The sequence below is a fragment of the Shewanella sp. DC2-4 genome, assembly GCF_013248875.1.
GTDB lineage: Bacteria > Pseudomonadota > Gammaproteobacteria > Enterobacterales > Shewanellaceae > Shewanella > Shewanella oncorhynchi.
On sequence record NZ_JABRVR010000002.1, the window covers coordinates 1,942,618 to 1,966,538 of the forward strand.

Below are 23,921 nucleotides of genomic sequence, written 5' to 3' on the forward strand. Positions count from 1 at the left end.
TGATAAGAATTTTGGGTCGAATAGCCGAAATCAGCACAGTGATCGCGAACAACATAATGCTAAATATTTTATGCAAAACAGCATGATAATGATGACATATATTTTTTATCAAATACGACTGTGATAAGTTAGCGTCTGTAAAAACAATCACTTGTTGCAAAAGGATCGTTGTCAGTGAGCACAGTGTTTTATAATGACCACGCCGAAATACTCGCGGCACAGTATTTGTCTAAAACCTTTGAAGAAGTGCATTCGAGTTGGTTGCATCATCTTTTGCCTCTACTTACCAAAAATACATTGTCGATATTGGATGTGGGAGCAGGTTCTGGGCGGGATGTGCATTATTTAGCCGAAAAACAGAGGGCAAAGAGACACAAATTATTGCAGTCGAACCTGCGGTTGTTTTAGCGAAAATGGGGCAGGTGTTAACTCGGGATCTACCCGTGCGTTGGATTGAGGATGGTTTACCTCAGTTGCAAAAAGTGGTTGGCCTAGCGCAACAGTTTGATCTGATTTTACTCAGCGCTGTGTGGATGCATTTATCTCCCTCAGAGCGCCCACTTGCACTAGCAACACTCTCACGCTTACTCAATTCGACTGGACTTTTAGTCATCAGTTTGCGCCATGGCCCAAGCCCCGATGCGCGCGTTATGCACCCAGTCAGTGCCGATGAACTGCTCACACTTGCTGCAGATTGTCAGCTACGACTTTTAGATTTGAGCCAAGATGAAACCGATAAACTCGGTCGCTCACAAGTGCATTGGCAGACGTTAGTTTTTACACCCAAACTGATGCCAAACGTAAATGCACCTGAAGCAAGCGTTATTATTCAGGAGCGACTGAATGCCGATTGATGCGAGAAGACAAGTTGAATTTATTAGCTATTTACAACGTCTGTTAGTTGAAGGGGATTTCGTTGCAACTTACAAATTTGCCTTACTGCATGCGATCGCCGATATCTGTATCGAACGGCCATTAATACTCAATGCCGATCCTGCGCTGAAAACCGCCATCAGTATTGATGATTTGGTAGAGAAGTTTATTGAACTTTACTGGCAACACTCTTTGCCTTTTGGTGCCAATGATGGGTATTTTGTCTTGATCCAAAATAGTGGAAAGCAATCAGCCTTGATCAACAGTTTGATTGAACTACGCCATCAAGGTGTTAACAGTCTATCCCAGTTAAAAGCGCATCTTAGTTATCCAGCTTTATTGCGTAAAACGCGCGGTACGTTTAAAGATGGCCCCTTATGGCGCTTACAAAACTTGTCACGTAATGAAGAATGTTTTCTTTATCCCCATGATAAAACGAAAAATTACATCGAGTTGAATCCGGGTATCGCATTTTGCTTCAGGCGATTTCACGATTTAGTGGTGTCATTGGCTCGTACTCAATGGGTACAAAAAATCGCCGAGTTTCCAGCAAATCAAGTGATTATAGGCAGTAAAGGCAATTTAAGTGAGTTTCTGTTTGGTAGCGACAGACAGACGATCACCCATGCTAGACCTGTACTGCTTGATATCCAAAAAGGCCAATGCTTCTATTGCCAAAAATCATTAAAAGAAACAGGCGAAGTGGATCATTTTATCCCTTGGGCACGATATCCTAATGATTTAGGCCATAATTTTGTCCTCGCACATAGCAGTTGTAATAATCAAAAACGCGATCATCTTGCCGTTCAGCACCATAAAGATAACTGGTATGAGCAAAATATTATCCGGCATGGCCAAACGTTACACTCTGAACTCAGTCGATATTTCGTCTGTGAGAGTGATCGCTCTGAAGCCATTACTACTTGGGCTTATCAGCTTGCAGGACAAAATCGCTCGCCTCTCTGGTTCGATAAAAAGACCTTTGTGCCTTTTAATGCATTAGACAATGACCTGTCAAATACTGCAATTTAGAGCATGCTCACAGCTTTATGGCACTTATTTTTAGCACTCGCCAAGGTAAGCAACTGTGCTGCAATTGAATGAGCAACGCTGCCAAGCTAAAGTAATCAATGAACTATTTACATGTTATCTTGGTGGCATTACATTTTATCTTCATTGATTTTGTTACCTGTTGATAGTAAAGGTTTACTTCCTGCCAAGGTAATTGATTTCAAAGAGAATAAGGAGTATTTGGTGGATATATATGGCGCACTCGTTCAGTGACAACAAGCAGATGAATGCACCATGGAATTTATTGATAATACATGTCTAGTTTTGGAGGTTCGATGATGAAATCGATTTTCTTACTGCCCATATCTGTCCTTGTGCTGATAGGTTGTACAACGCCTAAATCGCCGAGCGAAGTGTATGACGAGTACAATGCTAAGGTACAGCAGGGGATGAGTTATCAAGAGGACAAGGCTTACTATACCCAACGTAAGCAAGCGGATGTTGAGTCTAAGTTCCCACAGTATATGCAGCAGATGAAGCTGTCCCGCGATGAAGTGATCGCATCTTATCTTTCATTTTCAAAAGCGGCTGCCAAGTGCAAAGCACTCACCTTAGTGTCGCAGATGATAGAAGGGGATACGGCCGTTCTTGAATATGCACAAAAAGATCTCTGTGGTAATGCATCGGAGGCGAATGAAAAACAAAGAATTAGCATGATAAATGAAGGTGGTTGGAAAATTGATGAGCTCCAAATTAGTCTCTAAATCATTTGGAATGTCGTATCAATGACAGGATTTTATGAGTTTTTTAGCCTGCCAAACGGAGTTGAGGTTACTTGCCCCCATTGTGCTGGCTGCGCCACTTTTACCTTTGCCCATGTTTTTCGTTTAGAGAAAAAAGATGTGCATTTATTTGAGGGTTGGCAGTTTGAGATCAAGCAGTTTAATCAAAGGTTTGCCCATAAATGGCCAGGTGTGCTGTTTTTCCCTCCGCTATTGGATGCTTCTTGGCGGGAAAAATTGCCAGAAAAATACCAAGGTACTTCGACTTGGGAACATAGGGCAAACAGTGCTTTTACAGATGGTACAGATCTTGGTCTTATTTGTTGTTATCAGTGTATGGCAAAACAGAAACATCGACTTGAATGGCCCAATGACGCATTTTATTCCCTTGAGTTTAAAGGTCATTCACTTTGGGCATTTAATAAACAGATGATGCTTCAGATCCGTGATTATATTCAAGCCAAAGATCGCGATGCGGTATTTGAGTCTGAGCCGATAGTCATTCGACATTTGCCGACAATTTTTAAACTGGCTAAAAATCGCGAGATATTGGTTAAAAAAATTAATAAGCTAATGAGTAACTAGTCAGATTTAGCCCAACAAAAAGTCGCCATTGGATAACCAATGACGACTTTTTAATGCGATAACGCTGGGTTAATCGGCGTAAGTTAGCCGAATAACATTACGCGCTTTTTCTCGCTTCCATTTCAGCTTGACTTGAAAGGTACTCATCGAAAGTGCCTTGGAAGTTAATCACTTTTTTATCTTTAATATCAATGATACGTGTAGCGAGTGACGATACAAACTCACGGTCATGACTGACGAATATCAAAGTGCCTTCAAAGTCTTTCAACGCATTATTGAGTGCTTCGATGGCTTCCATGTCCATGTGGTTAGTCGGTTCGTCCATGATCAGCACATTGATGTCTTGCATCATTAACTTACCGAATAACAAGCGGTTTTTCTCTCCGCCTGAACAGTTACGGGCTTTCTTGTTCGCGTCATCTTCAGTGAACAACAGACGGCCTAACATGGCGCGTACCATAAGATCGTTGTGCTTAGGTTGGCGCCACTGTGACATCCAATCCATTAATGTGTAGTCATTATCAAATTCGTCACTGCTGTCTTGTGGACAGTAGCCGATTGATGCGTTTTCTGACCACTTGATCACGCCTTTATTGTGTTCTAAATCATTGACTAAGCAGCGTAGGAAAGTGGTTTTACCCACGCCGTTTTCGCCGATAATCGCTAATTTTGCACCGGCTTCGAGGATTAAGTCGCCGCCTTCGAATAGCAGCTCACCATCAAACCCATGGGCCAAATCTTCGAGGATCAGTGCTTGGCGATGCATTTTCTTGCCAGCATCGAAACGAATAGAAGGGTGAATACGGCTTGATGATTTCACTTCATCAAGCTTGATCTTGTCCATTTTCTTCGCGCGCGAGCTGGCTTGTTTTGCTTTAGATGCGTTGGCACCGAAGCGGTTGACGAAGTCTTGCAGTTCTTCGATTTCAGCACTCTTCTTGGCGTTACCCGATAATAATTGTTCACGGATCAAAGACGATTGTGCAAGGAAGTATTCGTAGTTACCAGGGTAAATGCGCAGTTCGCCGTAATCGATATCGGCCATGTGGGTACATACGGCATTCAAGAAATGCCTATCATGGGAAATAATGATCATGGTGCATTTGCGTTTGTTCAACTCGGCTTCTAACCAGCTAATGGTATGTATGTCCAAGTTGTTGGTTGGTTCGTCGAGCAGCAAAATATCTGGGTTGGCAAATAGTGCTTGTGCCAACAATACCCGCAGTTTCCAACCCGGTGCGACTTGTTGCATTAGGCCGTAATGGAAAGATTCTTCAATACCCGCTTCGAGCAGAATCTCACCGGCGCGGCTTTCGGCGCTGTAGCCATCCATTTCGGCAAATTCACTTTCAAGATCGCCAACGCGCATGCCATCTTCTTCGGTCATATTCGGATTGGCGTAGATTGCATCGCGTTCCTGTTTGACTTTCCACAGGGCAACATCCCCCATGATCACCGCATCGATCACACTGTATTGTTCAAACGCGAACTGATCTTGGCTTAGGGTACCGACTTTTAAGCCGGGCGTGATGGACACATTGCCAGAGGTTGGCGCTAACGCTCCGCTGAGGATCTTCATAAAGGTCGATTTGCCACAGCCATTCGCGCCGATCAAACCATAGCGGTGACCGTTGCCAAATTTCGCTGAAATGTTTTCAAACAATGGCTCAGGGCCAAACTGCATCGTGATGTTCGCGGTAGAGATCAAAGGAGCTTTCCTAGGTATTTGCTAACGGGGATTGTGACAAACAAGCCTCAAAATGAAACATGCGCTTCACCCACTCTAAGCCAAAACATTAAAGTTGGGATAATAAGGTCGCGGAGTATACAGACTAAGGGCTAAAGATGCGAGCAAGGATGTGATGCGCAGCTATAAATCGAGCCGTTTCAGTTGCGTTTATTTTGAGGTTGACCCAAGGCATTAGCGGATCATAGGTAAAATTTAGAAACGGGTTTGAGCTTGATGCTGAGTTCATACCTGTTAGCGTGATATCGTGGATATGCAGATTAAAACTGTCAGCTGCGGGGTATTTTTTTGCCCTAAAGCCGATGCCAAACCTCGCTAGCGCAAATAAAAGAAGGCGTTTAGCTTATTTACCGTTATTATTCCCGCAGTTTTGTCGAGCAGCAGATTTTACGGCTAATATTTAATGGCTCTGTTTGGAGGCTTCAGGTCCGTAAGATTTAAGATCTAAGCATCACGAGCAATGAGGCTTAACGCCCTATGCTATTGCCGTAGCAACGTCAGTGGCTCATGACTTCATAACTTGAGTGATTTCTCTAATCGCGAATTTTAGTAGCGAATTGAGTCACTCGTTTAACAACTCAAAACCGTAAACTAATACAGTAAAATCAGCCAATAGGGCTGAACTTGGAATTCCCATGATTGAAGAGCAACAGAACAACCCATTACACGGCCTCAAACTCGAGACAATGATCACTGAGTTAGTCGATTTTTATGGCTGGAAAATTTTATACGCGGCATTAAAACTAGGTTGTTTTAACACCAACCCGACCATTGAGGCCTGTATTATTTTCCTCAAGAAGACTGAGTGGGCGCGGGAGAAAGTGGAAAACTTTTACCTGTATCGATTCAAGCGTATGCCTAAAGCCATCGGTGAACAGTTTGATCTTAAGCCACGCGAACGAGGTTTTGCTTCAGGTATCGCGCCGCGTAAACCGATGGAACTCACCATAGAATCTATCGCTAAAATGCAGGCACAAGCCAGCGCCGAGTACGAAGCGGGTAATAAACGTCCCAACTCTGGTTATGGCTCAGGCAAAAAACCTACGGGTAGACGTGGCACCGGCTCTGGATATGGTTCATCGAATAGCCAATCACAGCGCCGCAGCGAACTCCGAAACGAGCCAAGAAACGATTCAAGAATGGCTGAACGTTCAGGACCAAGCCCATCGACGGATGATAACGATCCGTGGGGCACTAAACGCGGCTAATCCCATTTCTGCCGAATTGAGTGGACATGGTTTTTCACAGGCGTTAGTTTTACATTCGTTATTTACAGTGACGAGCCTCAGCTTGCTATTTTCGTACCCGTAAAAAATTAGCTCTGGTATGAGTTAGCTTTTGTAAGAGTCGTTTTGAAGTCATGGCTCTAGTTGTATGATAGAACATCTGATTTATCGCCTGATTTAAAGAGAAGAGGTTAGCTGTTGAATACAGCTAACCTCTTTTTTATGATTAACTATTCACTTTATTGCATTAAGGTGAGAAAAATCTCGGGGATTATAGTTTTAGATTTGCATATCAAGTGCATAACCAGTTAATTCATCAATTTGCAATCAGATGGTGCCGGTTGCTCATGTTTACGACCAATACCAGCGCCTTCTCTAACTCCTGTGCTTTATACTTTGTGCCTTTTGCTTAAATGTCCAGAGTTAACGTCAAGGTGTTTGACGATACAGCTCCAAGGTAACCATTTAAATGTTTGATTATCATTGGGTAAGTAGTTTTAGCCGTCTTGCTCCACCAGCATTCCCTGTTGCCAAACGCCGCTGCCGACTTGCAGATGTGTAACGGTCAAACCATAGGTTTCGGCGCTGCCGTCATTCAGCGCCAAGGGATATGTCAATCACTACTATATTCGAACTGCGGTTAGGCTTAGCGGCTGGTATTCTTTTGTGTCTAATGCGGGATAACTTAAGTTTGCCCGAGATGGATTTAAACTTTGGCCAACTTGCCGATACTTGCTGATGAGACCCGTTTAATCAAAGCACGCTATGACTTAGCGACACCTGCGCAAGATGCCCACAGTATTACCACTTCTTTATCCTTCAGCGACGCCAGTGATTATAGGCATTCCTTTAAACGCTGGACTGGCCCATTACCCACTTATTTTCGCAGCTGGCTGGCTTAAGCCTTAAGCCATTAAAAACTATCCTAGTAATATCTCTAAGCTGATACTGTCGCGGCTTGCCTATTCCAAGCACGAATAACTATGCATAAAAACGTAGATTAGTGAGAAAAATCCCGAGGTTACATCCCATATTTTGAATATTTAGCGCATAAATAATCAATTTGGCGTTTTGTGGCCATTGCTGGTGAATCTTATATTTTATGCGGTTTTATAGGGGGTTCTGTTGATTGCGGTTTTATCTATGATGCAATGATTTAACCGAACGAATAACTAGACACTTTTTTCCATCGCTTTTTTGACTGTGCCATGGTCTCAGATAAACAATGGCATTTATACTCGTTTTCCTATTGCAAAAAACGTGGTGAATAAAAGGCTGAGATGGAGGAACTGAGTGATGAGTGACGAAAAAATCACTGGACTTTATTTCATCGAGAAACTTCAACGCATTTGGATTACTTTTACATTTAGACATCCAGAGCCAGTAGATGACATCGACCATAAGACGTATATGGAGCTGCTAGATAAAATAAAAAATTCAGATGGAACGCGATATGATTTGTACACCTATCTCCTATCAAAGCAAAACAAGTGCACAGACATTCTCCAATTTCTTAAAACACACCCGCAGTGAGAATAATTTATCTCAAGAAGATTTATGTAGTCTGCTCAGGCAAAAAAGCTGCCTGTTCGATATGTTAGATTCCATCACTATTAGCCGTTGGGAGCGGGGAGTTAACATTCCATCCCTAGCTAAACAGTCTGAAATCGTTGAAATATTTGGCTCTGAACTGTTTGATATTTATCGGGAGGACAAAAAATTCATCAACGAAGGTTTAGCGTTAATTAACCTTTTTGAATCGACCATAGAACGCAGTGATCATCCGTACTACCGTAATACTCCTTATCGTGTCGAGTTTATCGAAAGCCACCATCAAAACTTTATGACCCTGCTGCAACTTAGCTTGGTTTATGAAAGTAACCCGCGTTTATCCTTTGTGAGCCGTAAGTTGTCTCAACCTTTTTTTCGTGGACTCTCATTGGTGGTGGCTTTTAGCTTTGGCGATCAAATCATTGGACACAGTCTATTCTGCCGCACTCAAGGCAAAATTGCCCTCGAATTTATGAATGATGAGGTGGACTTGTTTGAGGTCATTAACCATAACAGTCAAGCTTTGCCAGATACCTTAATGGTGTTCTCCTCCTTTGGCGTAACGCCTTATATTGAAAATTATATGATGTCTGTTTATCTCAATGAATTGGCCACGAGTCGCTCACTTAAGTTTTTGAGTTTTAATATCTGTGATGAGTCACTAAAACGAAAATTGACGCAATTTAAGTTGCCCATATTTAAAGTAAGAACGATAGAAGGCGGCTTCAAACCAGTCAAAAACTATTCGTTTTTCTCCAGTCGCACAGAAGTCATGGCGAATCGTAATTTACTCAAGCTTTCTGTTATCCCTACATCCAAATCCCAGACGATCGATCCCATTTTCTTTATGCAGTTAGAGACCAATATATGAATATTCTCATCATAGATGATCAACGCTTTATTAGAGAAACCATGAAAGCTGATATCCATAAGTACTTAGCAGAGGACAATGTGGAGATCTATGAAGCCAGTAATGGTAATCACGGAATTGAACTGATCTTAGCTGTAGAAGCAAAACTTGATTTAGTCATTTTAGATTTAAAAATGGATCAAGGTGACGGTATTGCGGTGATTAATATGTTGGCCTCCGAGCCCCGATTTACAGTCATTCCGATTGCGGTGATAAGCTCCTCGGATAAACGGACTTTAGAACTGGTGGATAGCATTATCACGGGTTTGAAACTCAACTTGCTTGGCGTATTTGCTAAACCTATCAATGTGAATGACATTTTAACGCCATTGCTAGACGCCTCCGACGATAGAAACCGTGTCCATCAAGATGAGTCTATCGTGCAAGACATGGCGGCGAATATCAATGTGCGGCAATTGCTCAAAAATGAACAATTAATTTTGTGTTATCAGCCTAAGATTAACCTTAAAACAAAGGAGATCATCGGTTTTGAAGTGCTTTCGCGGCTTTGCGATCAATCCAATGGCTATATTTATCCCGACGTTTTTTTGCCACTGGTGAATCAGCAGGGGCTAAATAGCTTGTTTTCGCGGATGGTTATTTCCCAAGCATTGCAATGTTGGTCGCGCCAACCGTTATTAATGGCGTTTGCCCTGTCGATTAACATTACCGCAGATGATTTGACCTGTGATGAACTCATTGAGTACATCATCGAATGTGGTCGTGAGTATAAACAAATCCATTTGATTTTAGAGCTCACCGAATCACAGGAAATCATTAACCAAGATAGAGTACTTAACTCAATTGCACGGCTGATCATCAATAATATTGATATTTCCCTTGATGATTTCGGTAAAAGTTATTCTACTTATGATCGTCTTGATGCCATTCCCTTTAAAGAGATCAAAATTGATAAAAGTTTTGTCTCCGATATGGATATCAATCACCAACATTATCTCATCGTAGAGTCCACCATCGCGCTTGCGCAGAAGATGCACGTAAAGGTGGTTGCAGAAGGCGTTGAGACAAGTGCAATAGAGTTAATTCTCTCTGAGTTGGGGTGTGATGTTGCCCAAGGTTATTTGTACAGTCCCCCGATTGAAGGTCGTTATCTTATTGATTGGATTGCTCAATATAATAGGAGTGCCTAATGTATGAATGCTAATATTGAGTTACCCAAGGCCTTATCTGTATTCTTTGAGTAATACAGCCAAGAACAGCAATCGCGACTGCGATTGACACTGATTGCTGAATTACAGCGAATGCGACTTGAGCTAGAACAATATGAATCTTCTGACAGTATCGAAGGCCTGAAACATCAATTTACGGGTATTGCGCGCTACTTGCAGCTTAAAGATATGCTGTCTGTCATGGATGTTTGCGAGCGAGAGCTGTTTGAATATCAGTTATGCAGCTTGCTAAAGGCCGTAATGGATTACGCTAATGAGCTTTAAATATAGCGCTTGTATCAATATGTTCAGTGGTTTATGGGTCACTCTGTTGGTGCTGTGGTTAACCTTGTCCCACTCACGTTATGAATTTGACTCCATTTACAATAAAAAAGCAGAAGCGGTTTTTACTTCTTCACGGGATATGTTCTTACAACATGAAATTATGTTGGATGCGCTAAAATCGTTTTTTTATGCTTCGAGTGAGGTAACGTCACAGGAATTTGAGGTTTTTGCAAAGGACTTACTGAAGATCAAATCTGCTGTCGCTTTTACACTGACCCCCGAACTTGAACTGGCCTATATCTCTGATCAGACAATGGCGCCAGAACTTAAGCCACTTAAATTAGTCAAGAATAGTAAAGGGGAACTTCAGGCTAGCCTTGCCGATTACACGTTAGCGGTTGTTAATATCGATGGGCCTAATATGCTTTATTTAGTCTATGCCATTTCTCATCAGCGGATATTAGCGCGGATTGAGCAGGAGCAGGGTGTATGTATTAGCTATCAATTTGAACAATCGTTATTGCAAAGTTCATCCTGTAACCATGAGTTTTCCACAGGCATATTTTCAATGTTTAGCTACTCAGATAGCCGAACTTTGGATATTCCTGGATACCAAACCCGTGTAGATTTACGCATAGAATATCAAGTGCCACAAAAAGAGGTTGTCGAGCTAATCGTGATTATCTTACTGATTGCTTCTCTTGGTATTACTCTGTCTTTTCTTTTGTACTTTAAGTCTAAAAATCAGCATATTGTAGAGCAGATTAAGCTCGATAATCGATCTAGATTAGCAGTACTTTCCAGCATAAATCATGAGATCCGCACTCCTATCAATGCCATTCTTGGCTACAGTCGCATGTTAAAAAAAGCGCGCTCACAGCCACAAAAACTGGACGAAATTATCGATAAAATGACCTGGTCAGCTAACTTACTTTACTCGGTTGCCGAAAATACGTTGAATTACAGTAAGGCTGAAGCTGGGCAGTTAAAATTGAATCGGCATTTAGTCAATTTGCACGAATATCTGAGCAATATTGAGGATTACTATCGTGCTTTTAGTGCGACATCGGGTAAACGTTTACAGGTTGTCGTGAATGAGTCTCTGCCGAAGTTTATCGAGCTCGATGGGACTAAGTTATTCCAACTCATGACTAACATTATCAATAATGCCTTTAAATACAGTACGGGTAGCGAAGTGCATTGTTATATGGACTTACGCCTTAAACGTAACCATAAAGACCATAGTCCTATGCTTAGGGTACTGATCCGCGATTTTGGCGAGGGAATGTCAAAGGAAGCACAGCGCGCTTTAGTTGATCCCTTTATGCACGCATCTAACTCATATACAACAACATCGGGCATGGGATTAGGACTCTATACTTGTAATCGATTGCTTGAGCAAATTGGCGGTAAGTTTATGTTGCGCAGTCAAAAGGGCAAAGGCACCACAGTGCTGTTACATTTTCCCTGCCAACTTACCGAGGTGAAAGAACGATTAACGATTCAATATGATCAACAAAAAGTGTTAATCATAGATGATAATCTGTTTAACCTTGAGATTTGCAAAGCCATGCTAGAGCACTATCATTTTCAAACCTTCAGTGTTGATAACGCAGCGCAAGCACTTAAGATGTTGATTCACTCATTGCCACATATTGTTATTGTGGATTACCGTTTACAAGATATGAATGGCTTGCAACTTATCAAACAGATGCAACAAACATTACAAAACCTTGCCAGTGATACCCAGTTTGAGCATCACTGTCGCTTCTTTTTGCTTTCAGCTAATGATAGCGATGATATTCCTGAGTTAGCATTATTCCCTGAGGTACATTTCATGCAGAAACCTTTTAGTGCTGAAATATTTCTCAGTAAATTGGCCGTAAAATCGTAAATTATCAAAGCATTGGATCTGGTTTTTAAAGCTTATTTGCCGAATGTGTGGGATTTACATCGCGGTAGAGCCAATCCCGTTGCGGTAATATGGGGGTAAAGACAAAGACGCTGTGATTAGTGTAGAACGCTGCTAATCTAAACATGTCGGAGATCTTCTCTAAAAGCGTCATTGCTAGGAATAATCGATGGAAAAAGAATCTCTTGAGTCTGTTTACCCCTTTTTAACTGAAGCCTTACGGCTAAGCGAGAATGGCCTCGCTGTTTTGGACAAGCACAATCATTTTATCTTTTATAACCATACCTTTGCGAAAATGTTTGGTTTTGTTGATCAAGACATGGCTGGCCGGCATTTTGACGACATGATGCACTTTGCCTTTACCCATAAGCAAGGGCCTAAAATTGATCATGAAACCATAGAGGAATGGCTTGAACTTATTCATGCGAATCAACGTAAATCAGCTTTTCGACGTTTTGAAGTGGATCTGGTCGACGGTAGCTGGTTGCAACTTTCTGAGCAGGTCTATCACAATGGCGATATGGTCATTGTTTGCACCGATATTACCCAGTTAAAACAGGTCGAATTTGCCCTAAGGAATGCGCAGACTGAGTTGAATCGACTCGCACTCACCGATGAATTAACCGGTATTGCCAATCGACGGCATTTTTTCCAGCAGTTAGAGCATGAAATCAAACGCTTGAGTCGTCTACAGTTACCTTTGTGCCTTGTCATGATGGATATCGATTATTTTAAACTCGTTAATGATCGCTATGGGCATCAAGTGGGTGACAAGATACTGCAGCATTTTACCCAATTTATCAGTGCTCGCACGCGCCCATACGATATCTTTGGTCGCTTCGGCGGTGAGGAATTTGCGCTATTACTGCCAGAAACATCGATCGATGTCGCGCAGAAAATTGTGACGCGTATGATGTCAGCGCTTGCGAATGAAGATATTTCAGCGATAGTCGCCGATTTTCACTATCAATTTTCGGCAGGAGTGAGTGCGTTAACACCTGTAATTACTCATCATGCCATCGAAGAAAACAGCGGTATTTTAGCGCTTCAGTCTGTGCCTTCACCGATTGAAATAGGGAGTCAGTGCCGTTCAGATGCTGAAAAGCTGGTGGCCGAGGCCGATAAAGCCTTGTACCACGCTAAAACTACGGGGCGAAATCGTGTCGTGGTTTGGGATGATGTGATATTAACGGCTAAAGCTTAACGAACCCTGTGGTTGACGAAATCTAAGCATCGAGATACCAAACCGAGAGTAAGCGCTGCTTGGCTCCTATTCTTAACTTGATATTGCACTTAATGCAGCGTTTTGTTCCTGTGCATTTTCACCTAAAATAGCCAGCTTAATTTGTCTCTCACTGCCATAGGGTTCAAGGTAAGTCGTGTTAATTAATCAGCAATATAACCGCCATGGACCCGATTATCGATTTGGTGAACAAGTCACTTTTCTTGATATTAAACAAACCTTTGGTTTTAGCCATGTGCGTGTGGGCCGCTGGGTGACGCGGGATGAATCGCGCATTGCTGCAGATTTAGTGTTTGATTCGCTCGCCGATCTGGCCTTTATCTTAAAATTGCCACCTTTGACTTTAGGGCTGCGAGAAACCGTCAGCCTGGCCTTTGGTCATGGCGGCCAAAAGGGCGTTCAGGCCCATTATGCACCCGCGACCCGAGAGTTGGCATTAGCTAAAAATGCAGGTGCAGGTGCTTTAGCCCATGAGTTTTGGCATGCGTTTGACCATTATATTGCCGCTAAATCATTCAAACCTACTAATAAGCGGTTTCAGTGTGCGAGCGATCTTTGGCTATCCGATCTGCCCATCATAGAGCATCCATTAAATGTTCGATTATCTGAGATCTTCAAAGTGACATTGTTGAGTGGACAGGGTGATGAGCCCCATGATTATGTTCGCCGAGCGATTGCATTAGATAAAAAACATGGGATGCAGTACTTCTCTCGGCCAACGGAGATGATGGCGCGAGCATTTGAAGCCTGTATTGAATCCTATACTGATATTTCGAATCCGTATTTAGTGTCGGGAACCCGTTTCTCAGCAATGGCAAAGGAGGGGGCTTATCCCGATGAGACCCACAGACAAGTGATTTTTCAGGCGCTGATCAATTACTTTGAACCGTTGGGGATCGCATTGGGTAAAAATCCCTTAACTAGGGCGTGTTGACGTTTTGAGTCATGCATTTAAACAGAGGTTGGTTTAGCGTCGCTAGAGGGCAAGGTAAAAGGTAAAACGACATTCGCCTTAGGTATTTTGAATGTGTTTTGAATGCGAATGGCAGTGGACAGTGGGAGGGTCACGAGTCGTTTGAAGACTGATTGCCAATCAAGCTCGCGTGCTTAGTCGACAGCGTTTGCCAACAATAGGCCAAACTATGGCGAATCGCATCAAGATGTTGAGATGCCTGAGTATCCATTAAATACCAATTGCTGGGTTTTGATTCTGGCATGTGGTTGAAAAATAAAGCTTCAGCATTGATGAGCAGGCTAGGATGAGCAAATTGCAGCCAAATGTTGATGGGTGTATGCGCCAGTGTGATTAGCCATTCAAATTGCATCTGCCGTGTGGCTGGATTTAGCGCATCTGCGATTAATAAGCTCGACTCTTGTAAACGCTCAAGTAAATCAAAGGGATTACCTGCGTTTATCCTAGGTGCGACTTGGCATGGTTGCATTTGGTTTATTGCGGATAGGCGAGGTAAAAATACGGACGCTAAGCTAAATTCAGGCCAGTCGAGCGATGGTACCAAAGCCTGGGCAATCCGTCGTTCGCCTAACCAATTATGCACCATGCAAGGTAAGTGGTCTTCAAGCGGTAAATCATTGGGTCTTGCTAAACTCGGAAACAGTGACATCCGCTGCACTTGCACATGCTGAGACAATTGCTGCATCAATACTATTGTGGTTAACCCAGATGAAGGCCAGCAACCAAGCTGAGGCGTTAATTCAATCGCAACTTGTGTCAAGGCTTGGGTAAGCAGACCACTTTGTGGATGACCTTGTACTACAAAAGCATATTTTGATTCAGCAAAACCACCGTTGGCGATATTTACTATCTGATTATTTGCATTGCTGTTTTCAGCCCATTGAGTACCGTTAAAAATAAATGTCGTACCTGTGGTCGCAGGTTGCCAATCGCCAGAAGCATTACCAATAACGGTCACTTGCTCAAAGGCAAGAGTGCCCGCTAGAGCTTGCAGATCTAATTTAGCATGTGGCATCTGCAAATGTTGATGCATGTGGGTGTGAGACTTAGGCATAGGCGGAACATCTGTTTTACGAACTCAAAATGGACTTCATTGTAATGGATTATCCCCCTGAGCCCAAAGGGTTAATCCATTGAAGTTTACCGGATGCTGTTTTAACGCAGGATAGTTTAGCTTTAGGTATACCGCGCATAAAAGTGATGCGCGGTATTGGCGATTAACAATTAGACTAAAAATTATAGCTCAGGCTAAGTTCGACATTTCGCGGTTCGCCGAAGAAACCTTGATTGTAGAAATCGATACTAGAGTAGTACTTTTCATCAAACAAGTTTCGAATATTCAAACGGACAATCGCATCATCAGTGAGTTGATAACTTGCCATAAGATTGGTAAGGAAATAACTGGCTTGTTCAGAGCTTTCGCCGTTAGGCCCCGCGTTTTCTACATAAATCTTGCTCTGCCAGCTTAAGTTGCCACCTAATGTGAGATCTTCTAGAGCGCCATCAAAGTGATAGAGCGAAGATAATCGTACTAAGTTTTTAGGCAAATGTGTGCCAAAGGCCGAACCATCGGCTTTTTCAGATTCACTGTAGGTGTAACTGAAGTACAGATCCCAATCCTCTGTGGGTCTACCCGTTAGTTCCATTTCAAAACCACGGTTACTGGTGCCATCCACTGCGCGCATTGGAAAGCTACCATCAGGAAGTGGGTCTTTAATGTTAGGATCTTTTTCCGCCACATTTTCCTTTTGAACTTTAAACACTGCAACACTGGCGGTGAGTTTTTCGTCGAAAAAATCGGCTTTACTGCCAAGTTCAATATTATTGCCAGTTGTCGGGTCTAAGCGTTTGTTATTAGCATCTTTGGCATCTTGAGGCTGAAAAATCTCAGTGTAACTGGTATAAATCGACACACTGTCACTGATATCGTAAATCAATCCCGCATACGGCGTAATGACATCATTGTGCTCATAACCTGGATCGACTTTATATTGGCTGATACGGCTTCCTAACAGCAGTGTGACCTGATCGTGCAAATTGAGTTGGGTAGCAATATAGGCACCTTTTTGGATCTCTTCAGTCTCTTCATTGGTGGGAATCGATGGATAATTTGGCTCTGCAATCGAGCCATCCCACTCAAAGAAATTGCCTACGCTTAAAACATCTGTGGTGTAGAAAGAGTCGGCGCTAATATCTTGTTTTGAATAGAGTAGGCCGGTTGTTAGTTTATGTTCTCGACCCAATAGTTCGAATGGCCCTGAAGCAAATATTCGCGCCGCATCTTGCTTACGGGTTGATTGGTAGATCATAGGCAATGCACTCATCCCCAAACCTGTGGTTTTATCTGGGGAGCCATATAAATATAGCAAGTGTCCATCCATCTTATCCTCACGATGTTCTATGTCGAGTTTGAGTTCCCAGTTATTATCAAAGTTGTGTTCTAAAGTAGAAAAAACGTTCGCACCATGGCGTTTCCAACTAGACCAAGATGCTGCAGTGGTCGTCGAACGGGGAAGGTCACTCGCTAAACTGCCGTCGGCATAAAACAGTGGCAGCGCTCCCCAAGTGGAGCCTTTAGGATCGCGGTCACTATAGTCCGCGCCCAAAGTGAATAATGTGCTATCACTTAATCTTGCAGTAACGACACCATAAATTTGCAGATTTTCATCTTCGGCTAGATCGGTAAAACTATCTGATTTTTCATAGGCAGCGGCAAAACGTGCTTGGACATCGGCATCTTCTGTTATGTCAACTGAACTATCACCTTCTACACGATAACTGTCCCATGAACCTACTTTTGCACTGAGGTAACCCCCTGGTGAAGATTTTGGACGTTTACGAATGAGGTTGATGGCGGCCGAGGGTTCTCCTGCACCCGTTAATAATCCGGTTGCACCACGAACCACTTCTACTCGATCGAAGATAACCGTATCGGTCGAAGCATCATTGAAGAAACTAGAATAGTTAACAGGCACACCATCAAATTGGAAGTTAGTGATTGGATTACCACGGGCGCTGAAAAAGTAGCGGTTAGTTTCTGCTTTCTGTGCAGAAATACCCGGTGTTAAAAACATTAAGTCAGCAACATTGTTAAGAGAAAAACTCTGAATAAATTCTTGATCTATAATCGTCACTGACTGCGGCGTTTCTCTCAGTGTTAAGGGTAAGCCCGTTGCTGTAGCAGCTTTATCTAAACGACTACCTTTAATACTGATCACTTCGATATTGGCGTCTGCGTCAGATTGAGTTTCGTCGGCGTAGGAACTCGGCGCTAACAATAGGCTCGAAATGAGCGCTGCTAACAAGGTTTTATCCATCATGATTCCCCATCATAGTATTTTGTGACCGGCATTCTAATTGAAAACAATTCCCAGTACATCGTATTGATAACAATTTGCATTACCTTTACACTCGCGAAATACGATAAGTGTTAGGAAAGTCACAAATGGCGAAGATCAGTAACCGATTCTGGTTTATGTTGCATGGTTGGGTGTCGCTCCCAATTTGGTTGTTATTTTGTTTTATCTGTTTGACGGGCACGATTGCGGTACTGAGTCATGAGATCACTTGGTTAACGAATCCTGCATCGAGGGCGTTGAACCCTAATGATTTACCCGTAAAACCGGTTAGTGAATTAATGACGATTGTTGAGGAAGCCTACCCAAGTGCGGCAGTCTCTGGCGCTATGACCCTAGAACCTTATATGGTCAATGTGATCATGTTCAGTGACGCTGATAAACCCTATGCCATGGCCTATGTCAATCAATACACTGGTGAGATCCAACAGATTAATGAAGGCATGACATTTGCCGGTTTTATCAGATCTTTGCATGCTTGGTTATTATTTCCTTGGCAAAGCGGTTACAGCTTGGGTTATTACCTTGTCTGTTCGATGGCGCTGTTTATGCTCGCGTCTTTAGTGACGGGACTCATTGTTTATAAACGTTTTTGGCGAAGTTTTTTTGCTCCGAAATTGCGTGTGAGTCAAGGTAAAAAGACACTATTGGCCGATTTGCATAAATTGTCTGGTGTGTGGTCTATTTGGTTTATCGCGATTATGGCCGTTACCGGATTATGGTATTTAGTCCAAGCCATTTTTTGGCATGCTGATATTGATATTGAGCCACATGCGCCATTGGTTGCTGCTGAGCAATTGCCCTTTATCCAAAAGGGTGATGTGAATCCCGCAGATCCAAGCGTGACATTTGCACAAGCCTTAACATTAGCACAAACGCACTTTCCTGACTTTCAACCAAGCTATGTGATGAAACCCGAGCATAATCGTGACATGTATCATCTGAGCGGTAGTGGCGAGCACATTTTTTACGATCAGTATTCTTACAACCTTAGTATTAACCCTTGGACGGGGGAGATTGCAAGAGCGACATCACCCGAGACGATGACAGGAATACAAACGCTAATGCATATCGCAGATCCTTTGCATTACGGTACCTTAGGTGGTATCTGGACAAAAATCATTTGGTTTATTTTTGGGATGATCCTATCGGGTATGTCAATCACGGGATTTATGATGTGGGGACTGCGTAATGTGCGTGCAATTAAAAAAATGGGATCCCCCAGTACTGTGACAGATAGGTTAGAGGAGGTACGTTAATGGCTTTCATTCATTCAACTTTTTGGCAAAAAAATAAATATAAACTGAGTGGGTTTATTCTATTGCTCCCCCTATTGTTTTTGTATCAGTCGCTAACACCTACATTTCCACCGGCCTGGCAGGCTCAAGAGTTAGGTGAATTTAAAATAGCCCCTTTACCCTTAGATCTAAAAGCACCCTATGTGCATCATGATGACTATGTGAAAGATTTCATGTTGGTTTTTGAAAAAGGTGAGGTAGGCAATATACGCCAAGGCTATGCCAATATTGGAACGCAGGCTTTGCCAATAGCAGATTTACAGCGCAGTGAAAATGGTATTTTACACGGTAATAAGCATGGCCAACACGTACACGCCATCGCAACTAAGACGCTAACCTCCGCCGATAGTCTGTGGATATCGATAGAGAATTGGCAAGGTGAGTGGCAAGTGGCAAAGTGGCCTCTGCCTGCCGAGCTAATAGTACAGACACACTGATGAGATAAAAACTAAACACTAATGGCGATCCTATGGAGTAATAATCTCAGGGTCGCTTTTAGTGGCGTAGATTAAGAATGATTAACCGAATACGGGTAAAGAATAACCTTTTTCACCGTAAACGCTCACTTTTGAAGGCATAAACACAGCGGGGACGTTTATTCCTCATTAATAAATGATGAATTTGTTATATACATCACCAAAATACAAATGAAAGTGATTCGCAATAGTGTTACCGTATATCCATCCTAAATAAACTCCCTAAATTACTATGCGCTTTTATCTACTACCTCTCGCGTCTGCCATTACTTTGGCATTAAACCCTTTGTCAGTTTTGGCTGCAGAGCCGTCTTCTGCAGCAGATGCAAATGATCAAAATATTGAAAAAATAACAGTGATGGGCAAGTACACTGTGAGTCGAACCATTGATACCGCCACAGGCTTAGGGCTGTCACTGCAGGAAACGCCACAGTCAGTGAGCATCTTGACCGCTGAACGGATCCAGGATCAGGCACTCAATACCGTTGTTGATGTGGTTAATAACACAGTAGGTTTGTCTTCATCTAAAACAGATAACGTTCGAAATGGCTTTATGGCCCGTGGTTTTGCGGTTCAGAATTACCAGATCGATGGCGTACCTTTATCTTGGAGTTTGGGGGGCGATGCAGGTGAAACTGTGTCTGATATCTCTCTGTATGAGCGTGTAGAGGTGGTGCGTGGTGCAACAGGCTTACTAACGGGGGCAGGGGATCCTTCTGCTTCAATCAACCTAGTGCGCAAACATGCCGACAGTGATGAACTTAAGGGCTATGTTGATGTTGCTACGGGTAGCTGGGATAAAAAACAAGTTACCGCAGATGTTTCTAATGGCCTCAACGACAGTGGCAATGTGCGCGGTCGCATGGTCGCGAAATATGTCAATAGCGATTCTTATCAGGATCTTTATCAAGACCGTAAGACCATTCTTTACGGCGTAATTGATTCAGACATCACTGACAACACTATGCTGCGCGTCGGCGGTAGTTACAATAACAATAACCCCAAAGGAGCGATGTGGGGTGCGTTACCAGCAGTATTCAGCGATGGTTCAGCTACTGATTGGGATGTTTCTACTACAACAGCGGCAGATTGGAGCCGTTGGGAAACGACTAACATCAACTATTTTGCTAACTTGAACCATTATTTCAGCAATGGTTGGCAGTTGGTGGCGAACTATAATCGCATGGAATATGAAACCACCACCAAAATGATCTATATGTCTGGCTTGCTGAATAAAGAAACCGGTGCAGGTTTGAGCGGTCAGCGTTATCACAGCCATGGTGAAAGTAACTCTGATAATTTCGATTTTCAGTTGAAAGGCGATTACCAACTCTTTAACCGTGAGCATCAATTTGTGACTGGTGCCTTATACAGCAAACAGAAATCCTATGCTGATACCTATGAACCCATCCGTGAGAATATGACGGGCTGGGACTCAAAGGCAGTTGAAAACTTTTATGATTGGCAAAGCAACGCTTTTGAAGAGCCTGAATGGTCAACAAACGCCAATCGCCAGTTGAATATGGATACTGAGCAGAAAGGTTTCTACGCAGCAACTCGGCTAACACTTACCGATGATTTAAAAGTGATTGCCGGTGGCCGTATTTCTAGTTGGAACCGCGAAGGGATCAGTTATGGTACTGATACCAACTTTGGTGATGATGGCGTGTTCGTTCCTTATGTTGGCGCCTTGTATGACATAAACGAAGAGCATCGTGTTTACGCCAGTTATACCGAAATATTTAATCCGCAGAACAGTAAGGATATTAACGGTGATTATTTAGAGCCACTCGAAGGTAAAGCCTATGAAATCGGTTTAAAGAGCGCTTATCTAGATGATCGTCTGCACACCGCAGTGGCACTGTTTAAGATTGAACAGGATAATCTGGCAACACCCGCTGGAACTATCATTGTTGACGGTACTCCAACCACTTATTACAAAGCTGCTCAAGGTACTGAGAGTACAGGCTTTGAGTTAGAAGTGGTGGGGGAGTTTATCGATGGGTGGAATATCACGGCTGGCTATTCGCAGTTTACAGCGGAAGATGCTGACGGAAAAAAAGTGGCGACTACTAGCCCTCGCAAACAGTTTAAACTATTCACAACTTATCAGTTTATCGATTACCTGCCTGAGTTGACCGTGGGTGGTGGTATTAACTGGCAGAGTGATAGTTACTCTGAAGGGGGGACAGTAAAAATCGATCAGGATGCTTACTCTTTAGTCAACCTGATGGCTCGTTATAACCTCACTGACAACATGGATCTGCAACTTAACGTAGAGAACCTATTAGACGAAAAATACTATGCTTATATGTCTGCCTCTGCCTCAATGTCCGAAGCATATAGCGTGTATCATTACGGAACCCCACGTAATGTGACCCTGAGCTTTAATTACTGCTTTTAAATTTTCCGCTAAATAAAAGGAGTAGCCGATTTATCGGCTACTCCTTTTTTATCTTCTATTATTGTTATTCCCAATATTTTGATGGCTTGTTTCGTGCGTATTAACGACTCAGTACTAATATCGGTAAATATTGGGCTAGCTCACCTATGGTTCGTTCCAAAATCTAATACTGTTATTAACTGAAAGCGGGAAGATGATGCCCTTCAATCTAGTTATGAAAGGGCAACATATTGTATTGGTAGTTTTCCCTCTTTCTTGTGCGCATTGTATTGTCAACAATCAGTGCGGCAACGAACAGAGACAATAGAAAAATATAGGTATACTCATGCCATTAGCCTTATTACAAGGTTGTGGTTTATCGCCAGCTTTTTAAGCTAAAGACCAGATGTTACATAGATTAAGCCGTTATTGGACTGATAAAGTATTTTATGTTTATGACAGACTGTCAATAATTCATATCTATTAATAATAGACATAAGTGTTTGACTATTTAGTCAATAATCATTTAAAAACTACGCTTTTAATGAGAAATAATACCATTGTAAATATGGGCTTATTTAGTAAGTTTATTTTCATCAATGTATAGAAAAGTGATTCATTTTTCACAGTAAAGACCAAGGACTCCCGTTTTGAGGAGAATAATATGCAAATAGAAACGCTTTATGATGTTATGCAATGGACTAGAAGTATACACCAACAGCTGCATGCATTTGCGGCACATTGCGCACTTACAAATGATAGCGAAAGAAGCGGATTACTGTTGGAGTATATTTCAGTCCACGAGCAAAAAATGGCACGGGTTATCAGACAGTTCGAAGATAATGGCAATAGCAATGCACTTAACACTTATTGTCGGCATTATTATGAAAAAACCGCTATTCCTTTTAACACCATAGGTGAACATCCGTTTAAGAGGATGGATACGGATGAAATAGCGATGGCCACACTTGAGTATCATAAAAATATTGTAGGGCTGTTTGAATATCTACAACATTGCAGTTCTGCACCTTCCGTAACTGAATTTCTTAGCAATATACTGTCCCTTGAAGAAGCTGAAAAGCGATTACTGGCACGTAATATGAAACAAATCGATGACTTCTAGTATGTCTGCTAAAAATCACATCCTTGTACCTATTGCTCGGTGTAGTTTCGGTATTTATTCTGTAGTTCAGATATTGAAATCTTGACTTCATGTGGGTAACAAGTAGATCTGCCATCACAATAATTATTGATTAGCCTTGAAACTAGAGTGTATGACTTAAACTGCCACATTATTAAGGATTAACATGAATCAACCCCTGAACATTGATTACTATTCTGATATTCTTTGTGTGTGGGCTTGGGTTGCACAACAACGTATTGAGGAGTTAAATCAAAAGTTAGAAAATAAAATTCATTTTAAATATCATTATCTTGATGTATTTGGTGATGTTCAAACAAAAATTGAGATGCAATGGAAACAGAAAGGTCAATATAATGGTTTTGCAGAGCACGTACATAAATCTGCATCTATCCGTGATGACGTTCCCACAAACTCAAAAATATGGACAGAAGTCAGACCGACAACGTCAGCCAATGCACATTTAGTGCTCAAAGCCATTGAACTTATCTATGACAAAAACACCAGTATCAATATGGAATTGAAATTTCGGAGTGCATTTTTTATCAATGCATTGGATATTGGTAAGCTTGAAATACTTTATGATCTGGTTGATTTCTATGGGCTGGAACAGAAAAAAATCATCTCAAGCGTTCATGATGGTTCAGCTATAGCCGCATTAATGAGCAACTACCAAAAGTCAGCACAACAAAATCTACAAGGCAGTCCAAGCTATATTATCGACGAAGGTAGACAAATATTTTATGGTAACGTAGGTTATCGTGTTCTTCTTGCGAATATAGAAGCATTATTGTAAAAATCAGCAGCCGAGGCTAGTTGGTGCTAAAAACCTTAGACTACCAGCTGTGGTTTTCTAAGCTCTACAAGATGCTATGAACACTTCTAGACCATTTTAACGTTTTAGAGTTATACCTCTTAGTTCCTTCTGAGTTTATCCACTGAACATTCATATACATATTTTTAATGGCATCGATGACATACCAAAATGTAGCTACATTAG

Annotated in this window: 20 protein-coding genes; 17 read left to right on the top strand and 3 right to left on the bottom strand. The window is 42.2% G+C overall.

Going from position 1 to position 23,921, the window contains the following annotated elements; genetic code table 11:
• The first annotated feature begins 257 nt into the window (after positions 1–257).
• The 4 genes from HQQ92_RS09210 to HQQ92_RS09225 all read left to right on the top strand — a co-directional run bounded on the left by HQQ92_RS09210 (position 258) and on the right by HQQ92_RS09225 (position 3,251).
• On the top strand, positions 258–854 hold the full coding sequence (locus HQQ92_RS09210; RefSeq protein WP_251073320.1) for a bifunctional 2-polyprenyl-6-hydroxyphenol methylase/3-demethylubiquinol 3-O-methyltransferase UbiG: 597 nt from the start codon (positions 258–260) through the stop codon (positions 852–854).
• Positions 844–1,905 (top strand): HNH endonuclease, encoded by a 1,062-nt coding sequence (locus tag HQQ92_RS09215; RefSeq protein WP_173244808.1) that lies wholly within the window; start codon positions 844–846, stop codon positions 1,903–1,905. The genes HQQ92_RS09210 and HQQ92_RS09215 overlap by 11 nt, the downstream gene beginning before the upstream one ends.
• Positions 1,906–2,219: 314 nt before the next feature.
• Positions 2,220–2,648, top strand: a complete 429-nt coding sequence (locus HQQ92_RS09220) for a hypothetical protein (RefSeq protein ID WP_173244811.1) — start codon at positions 2,220–2,222, stop codon at positions 2,646–2,648.
• A 21-nt stretch (positions 2,649–2,669) separates the two neighbouring features.
• Entirely contained in the window at positions 2,670–3,251 is a 582-nt protein-coding gene (locus HQQ92_RS09225) for a hypothetical protein (RefSeq protein WP_173244814.1), read from the top strand.
• Between the two features lie 97 nt (positions 3,252–3,348).
• Here the strand turns inward: HQQ92_RS09225 and HQQ92_RS09230 are convergent, their stop codons facing one another.
• On the bottom strand, positions 3,349–4,959 hold the full coding sequence (locus HQQ92_RS09230) for an ABC-F family ATPase (RefSeq protein WP_131524739.1): 1,611 nt from the start codon (positions 4,957–4,959) through the stop codon (positions 3,349–3,351).
• A 674-nt stretch (positions 4,960–5,633) separates the two neighbouring features.
• Between HQQ92_RS09230 and HQQ92_RS09235 the strand changes: the two genes are divergently transcribed.
• From HQQ92_RS09235 to HQQ92_RS09275, 8 genes are all read left to right on the top strand, one after another.
• Positions 5,634–6,206, top strand: coding sequence for a VF530 family DNA-binding protein (locus HQQ92_RS09235; protein WP_173244816.1), 573 nt, complete (start codon positions 5,634–5,636; stop codon positions 6,204–6,206).
• Between the two features lie 731 nt (positions 6,207–6,937).
• Complete coding sequence (locus tag HQQ92_RS23705; protein ID WP_254306313.1) at positions 6,938–7,126, top strand: hypothetical protein; 189 nt, start codon at positions 6,938–6,940, stop codon at positions 7,124–7,126.
• A 551-nt stretch (positions 7,127–7,677) separates the two neighbouring features.
• The gene (locus tag HQQ92_RS09250) at positions 7,678–8,646 is read left to right on the top strand and encodes a helix-turn-helix transcriptional regulator (RefSeq protein WP_105253121.1); all 969 of its coding nucleotides are present in this window, start codon (positions 7,678–7,680) and stop codon (positions 8,644–8,646) included.
• A complete protein-coding gene (locus tag HQQ92_RS09255; protein ID WP_131524742.1) occupies positions 8,643–9,836 on the top strand; it encodes an EAL domain-containing protein in 1,194 nt (397 codons plus the stop codon). The genes HQQ92_RS09250 and HQQ92_RS09255 overlap by 4 nt, the downstream gene beginning before the upstream one ends.
• Positions 9,837–9,920: 84 nt before the next feature.
• Entirely contained in the window at positions 9,921–10,139 is a 219-nt protein-coding gene (locus HQQ92_RS09260; protein ID WP_254306314.1) for a hypothetical protein, read from the top strand.
• Positions 10,129–12,033 carry an ATP-binding protein gene (locus HQQ92_RS09265; RefSeq protein WP_131524744.1) on the top strand — a complete coding sequence of 635 codons (1,905 nt, stop codon included), beginning with the start codon at positions 10,129–10,131 and terminating at the stop codon, positions 12,031–12,033. Before HQQ92_RS09260 ends, HQQ92_RS09265 begins: the two co-directional genes overlap by 11 nt.
• A 187-nt stretch (positions 12,034–12,220) precedes the next feature.
• Positions 12,221–13,255, top strand: coding sequence for a sensor domain-containing diguanylate cyclase (locus HQQ92_RS09270; protein ID WP_173244819.1), 1,035 nt, complete (start codon positions 12,221–12,223; stop codon positions 13,253–13,255).
• 175 nt (positions 13,256–13,430) lie between these two features.
• On the top strand, positions 13,431–14,228 hold the full coding sequence (locus tag HQQ92_RS09275; RefSeq protein ID WP_173244823.1) for a CLCA_X family protein: 798 nt from the start codon (positions 13,431–13,433) through the stop codon (positions 14,226–14,228).
• A 130-nt stretch (positions 14,229–14,358) separates the two neighbouring features.
• Here HQQ92_RS09275 and HQQ92_RS09280 read toward each other — a convergent pair whose 3' ends face one another.
• A complete protein-coding gene (locus HQQ92_RS09280) occupies positions 14,359–15,321 on the bottom strand; it encodes a hypothetical protein (RefSeq protein ID WP_173244826.1) in 963 nt (320 codons plus the stop codon).
• A gap of 175 nt (positions 15,322–15,496) precedes the next feature.
• Positions 15,497–17,584 (bottom strand): TonB-dependent siderophore receptor, encoded by a 2,088-nt coding sequence (locus HQQ92_RS09285; protein WP_173248632.1) that lies wholly within the window; start codon positions 17,582–17,584, stop codon positions 15,497–15,499.
• Positions 17,585–17,712: 128 nt separating this feature from the next.
• Here HQQ92_RS09285 and HQQ92_RS09290 point away from each other — a divergent pair, with 128 nt between their 5' ends.
• From HQQ92_RS09290 to HQQ92_RS09310, 5 genes are all read left to right on the top strand, one after another.
• On the top strand, positions 17,713–18,882 hold the full coding sequence (locus tag HQQ92_RS09290; RefSeq protein ID WP_173244829.1) for a PepSY domain-containing protein: 1,170 nt from the start codon (positions 17,713–17,715) through the stop codon (positions 18,880–18,882).
• Positions 18,882–19,358 carry a hypothetical protein gene (locus HQQ92_RS09295; protein WP_105252512.1) on the top strand — a complete coding sequence of 159 codons (477 nt, stop codon included), beginning with the start codon at positions 18,882–18,884 and terminating at the stop codon, positions 19,356–19,358. The genes HQQ92_RS09290 and HQQ92_RS09295 overlap by 1 nt, the downstream gene beginning before the upstream one ends.
• A 271-nt stretch (positions 19,359–19,629) precedes the next feature.
• A complete protein-coding gene (locus HQQ92_RS09300; protein WP_173244832.1) occupies positions 19,630–21,801 on the top strand; it encodes a TonB-dependent siderophore receptor in 2,172 nt (723 codons plus the stop codon).
• A gap of 643 nt (positions 21,802–22,444) precedes the next feature.
• Positions 22,445–22,903, top strand: coding sequence for a hypothetical protein (locus HQQ92_RS09305; protein WP_173244835.1), 459 nt, complete (start codon positions 22,445–22,447; stop codon positions 22,901–22,903).
• 184 nt (positions 22,904–23,087) lie between these two features.
• Positions 23,088–23,717, top strand: coding sequence for a DsbA family protein (locus tag HQQ92_RS09310; protein WP_173244838.1), 630 nt, complete (start codon positions 23,088–23,090; stop codon positions 23,715–23,717).
• The last annotated feature ends 204 nt before the right edge of the window (positions 23,718–23,921 follow it).

What these genes read in the sequence shown, in the direction of transcription:
- HQQ92_RS09215 (WP_173244808.1), top strand. Translation starts at nt 844, where the DNA reads ATGCCGATTGATGCGAGAAGACAAGTTGAATTTATTAGCTATTTACAA.
- HQQ92_RS09220 (WP_173244811.1), top strand. Translation starts at nt 2,220, where the DNA reads ATGATGAAATCGATTTTCTTACTGCCCATATCTGTCCTTGTGCTGATA.
- HQQ92_RS09225 (WP_173244814.1), top strand. Translation starts at nt 2,670, where the DNA reads ATGACAGGATTTTATGAGTTTTTTAGCCTGCCAAACGGAGTTGAGGTT.
- HQQ92_RS09235 (WP_173244816.1), top strand. Translation starts at nt 5,634, where the DNA reads ATGATTGAAGAGCAACAGAACAACCCATTACACGGCCTCAAACTCGAG.
- HQQ92_RS09250 (WP_105253121.1), top strand. Translation starts at nt 7,678, where the DNA reads ATGATTTGTACACCTATCTCCTATCAAAGCAAAACAAGTGCACAGACA.
- HQQ92_RS09255 (WP_131524742.1), top strand. Translation starts at nt 8,643, where the DNA reads ATGAATATTCTCATCATAGATGATCAACGCTTTATTAGAGAAACCATG.
- HQQ92_RS09265 (WP_131524744.1), top strand. Translation starts at nt 10,129, where the DNA reads ATGAGCTTTAAATATAGCGCTTGTATCAATATGTTCAGTGGTTTATGG.
- HQQ92_RS09270 (WP_173244819.1), top strand. Translation starts at nt 12,221, where the DNA reads ATGGAAAAAGAATCTCTTGAGTCTGTTTACCCCTTTTTAACTGAAGCC.
- HQQ92_RS09280 (WP_173244826.1), bottom strand. Translation starts at nt 15,321, where the DNA reads ATGCCTAAGTCTCACACCCACATGCATCAACATTTGCAGATGCCACAT.
- HQQ92_RS09285 (WP_173248632.1), bottom strand. Translation starts at nt 17,584, where the DNA reads ATGGATAAAACCTTGTTAGCAGCGCTCATTTCGAGCCTATTGTTAGCG.
- HQQ92_RS09290 (WP_173244829.1), top strand. Translation starts at nt 17,713, where the DNA reads ATGGCGAAGATCAGTAACCGATTCTGGTTTATGTTGCATGGTTGGGTG.
- HQQ92_RS09295 (WP_105252512.1), top strand. Translation starts at nt 18,882, where the DNA reads ATGGCTTTCATTCATTCAACTTTTTGGCAAAAAAATAAATATAAACTG.
- HQQ92_RS09300 (WP_173244832.1), top strand. Translation starts at nt 19,630, where the DNA reads ATGCGCTTTTATCTACTACCTCTCGCGTCTGCCATTACTTTGGCATTA.
- HQQ92_RS09305 (WP_173244835.1), top strand. Translation starts at nt 22,445, where the DNA reads ATGCAAATAGAAACGCTTTATGATGTTATGCAATGGACTAGAAGTATA.
- HQQ92_RS09310 (WP_173244838.1), top strand. Translation starts at nt 23,088, where the DNA reads ATGAATCAACCCCTGAACATTGATTACTATTCTGATATTCTTTGTGTG.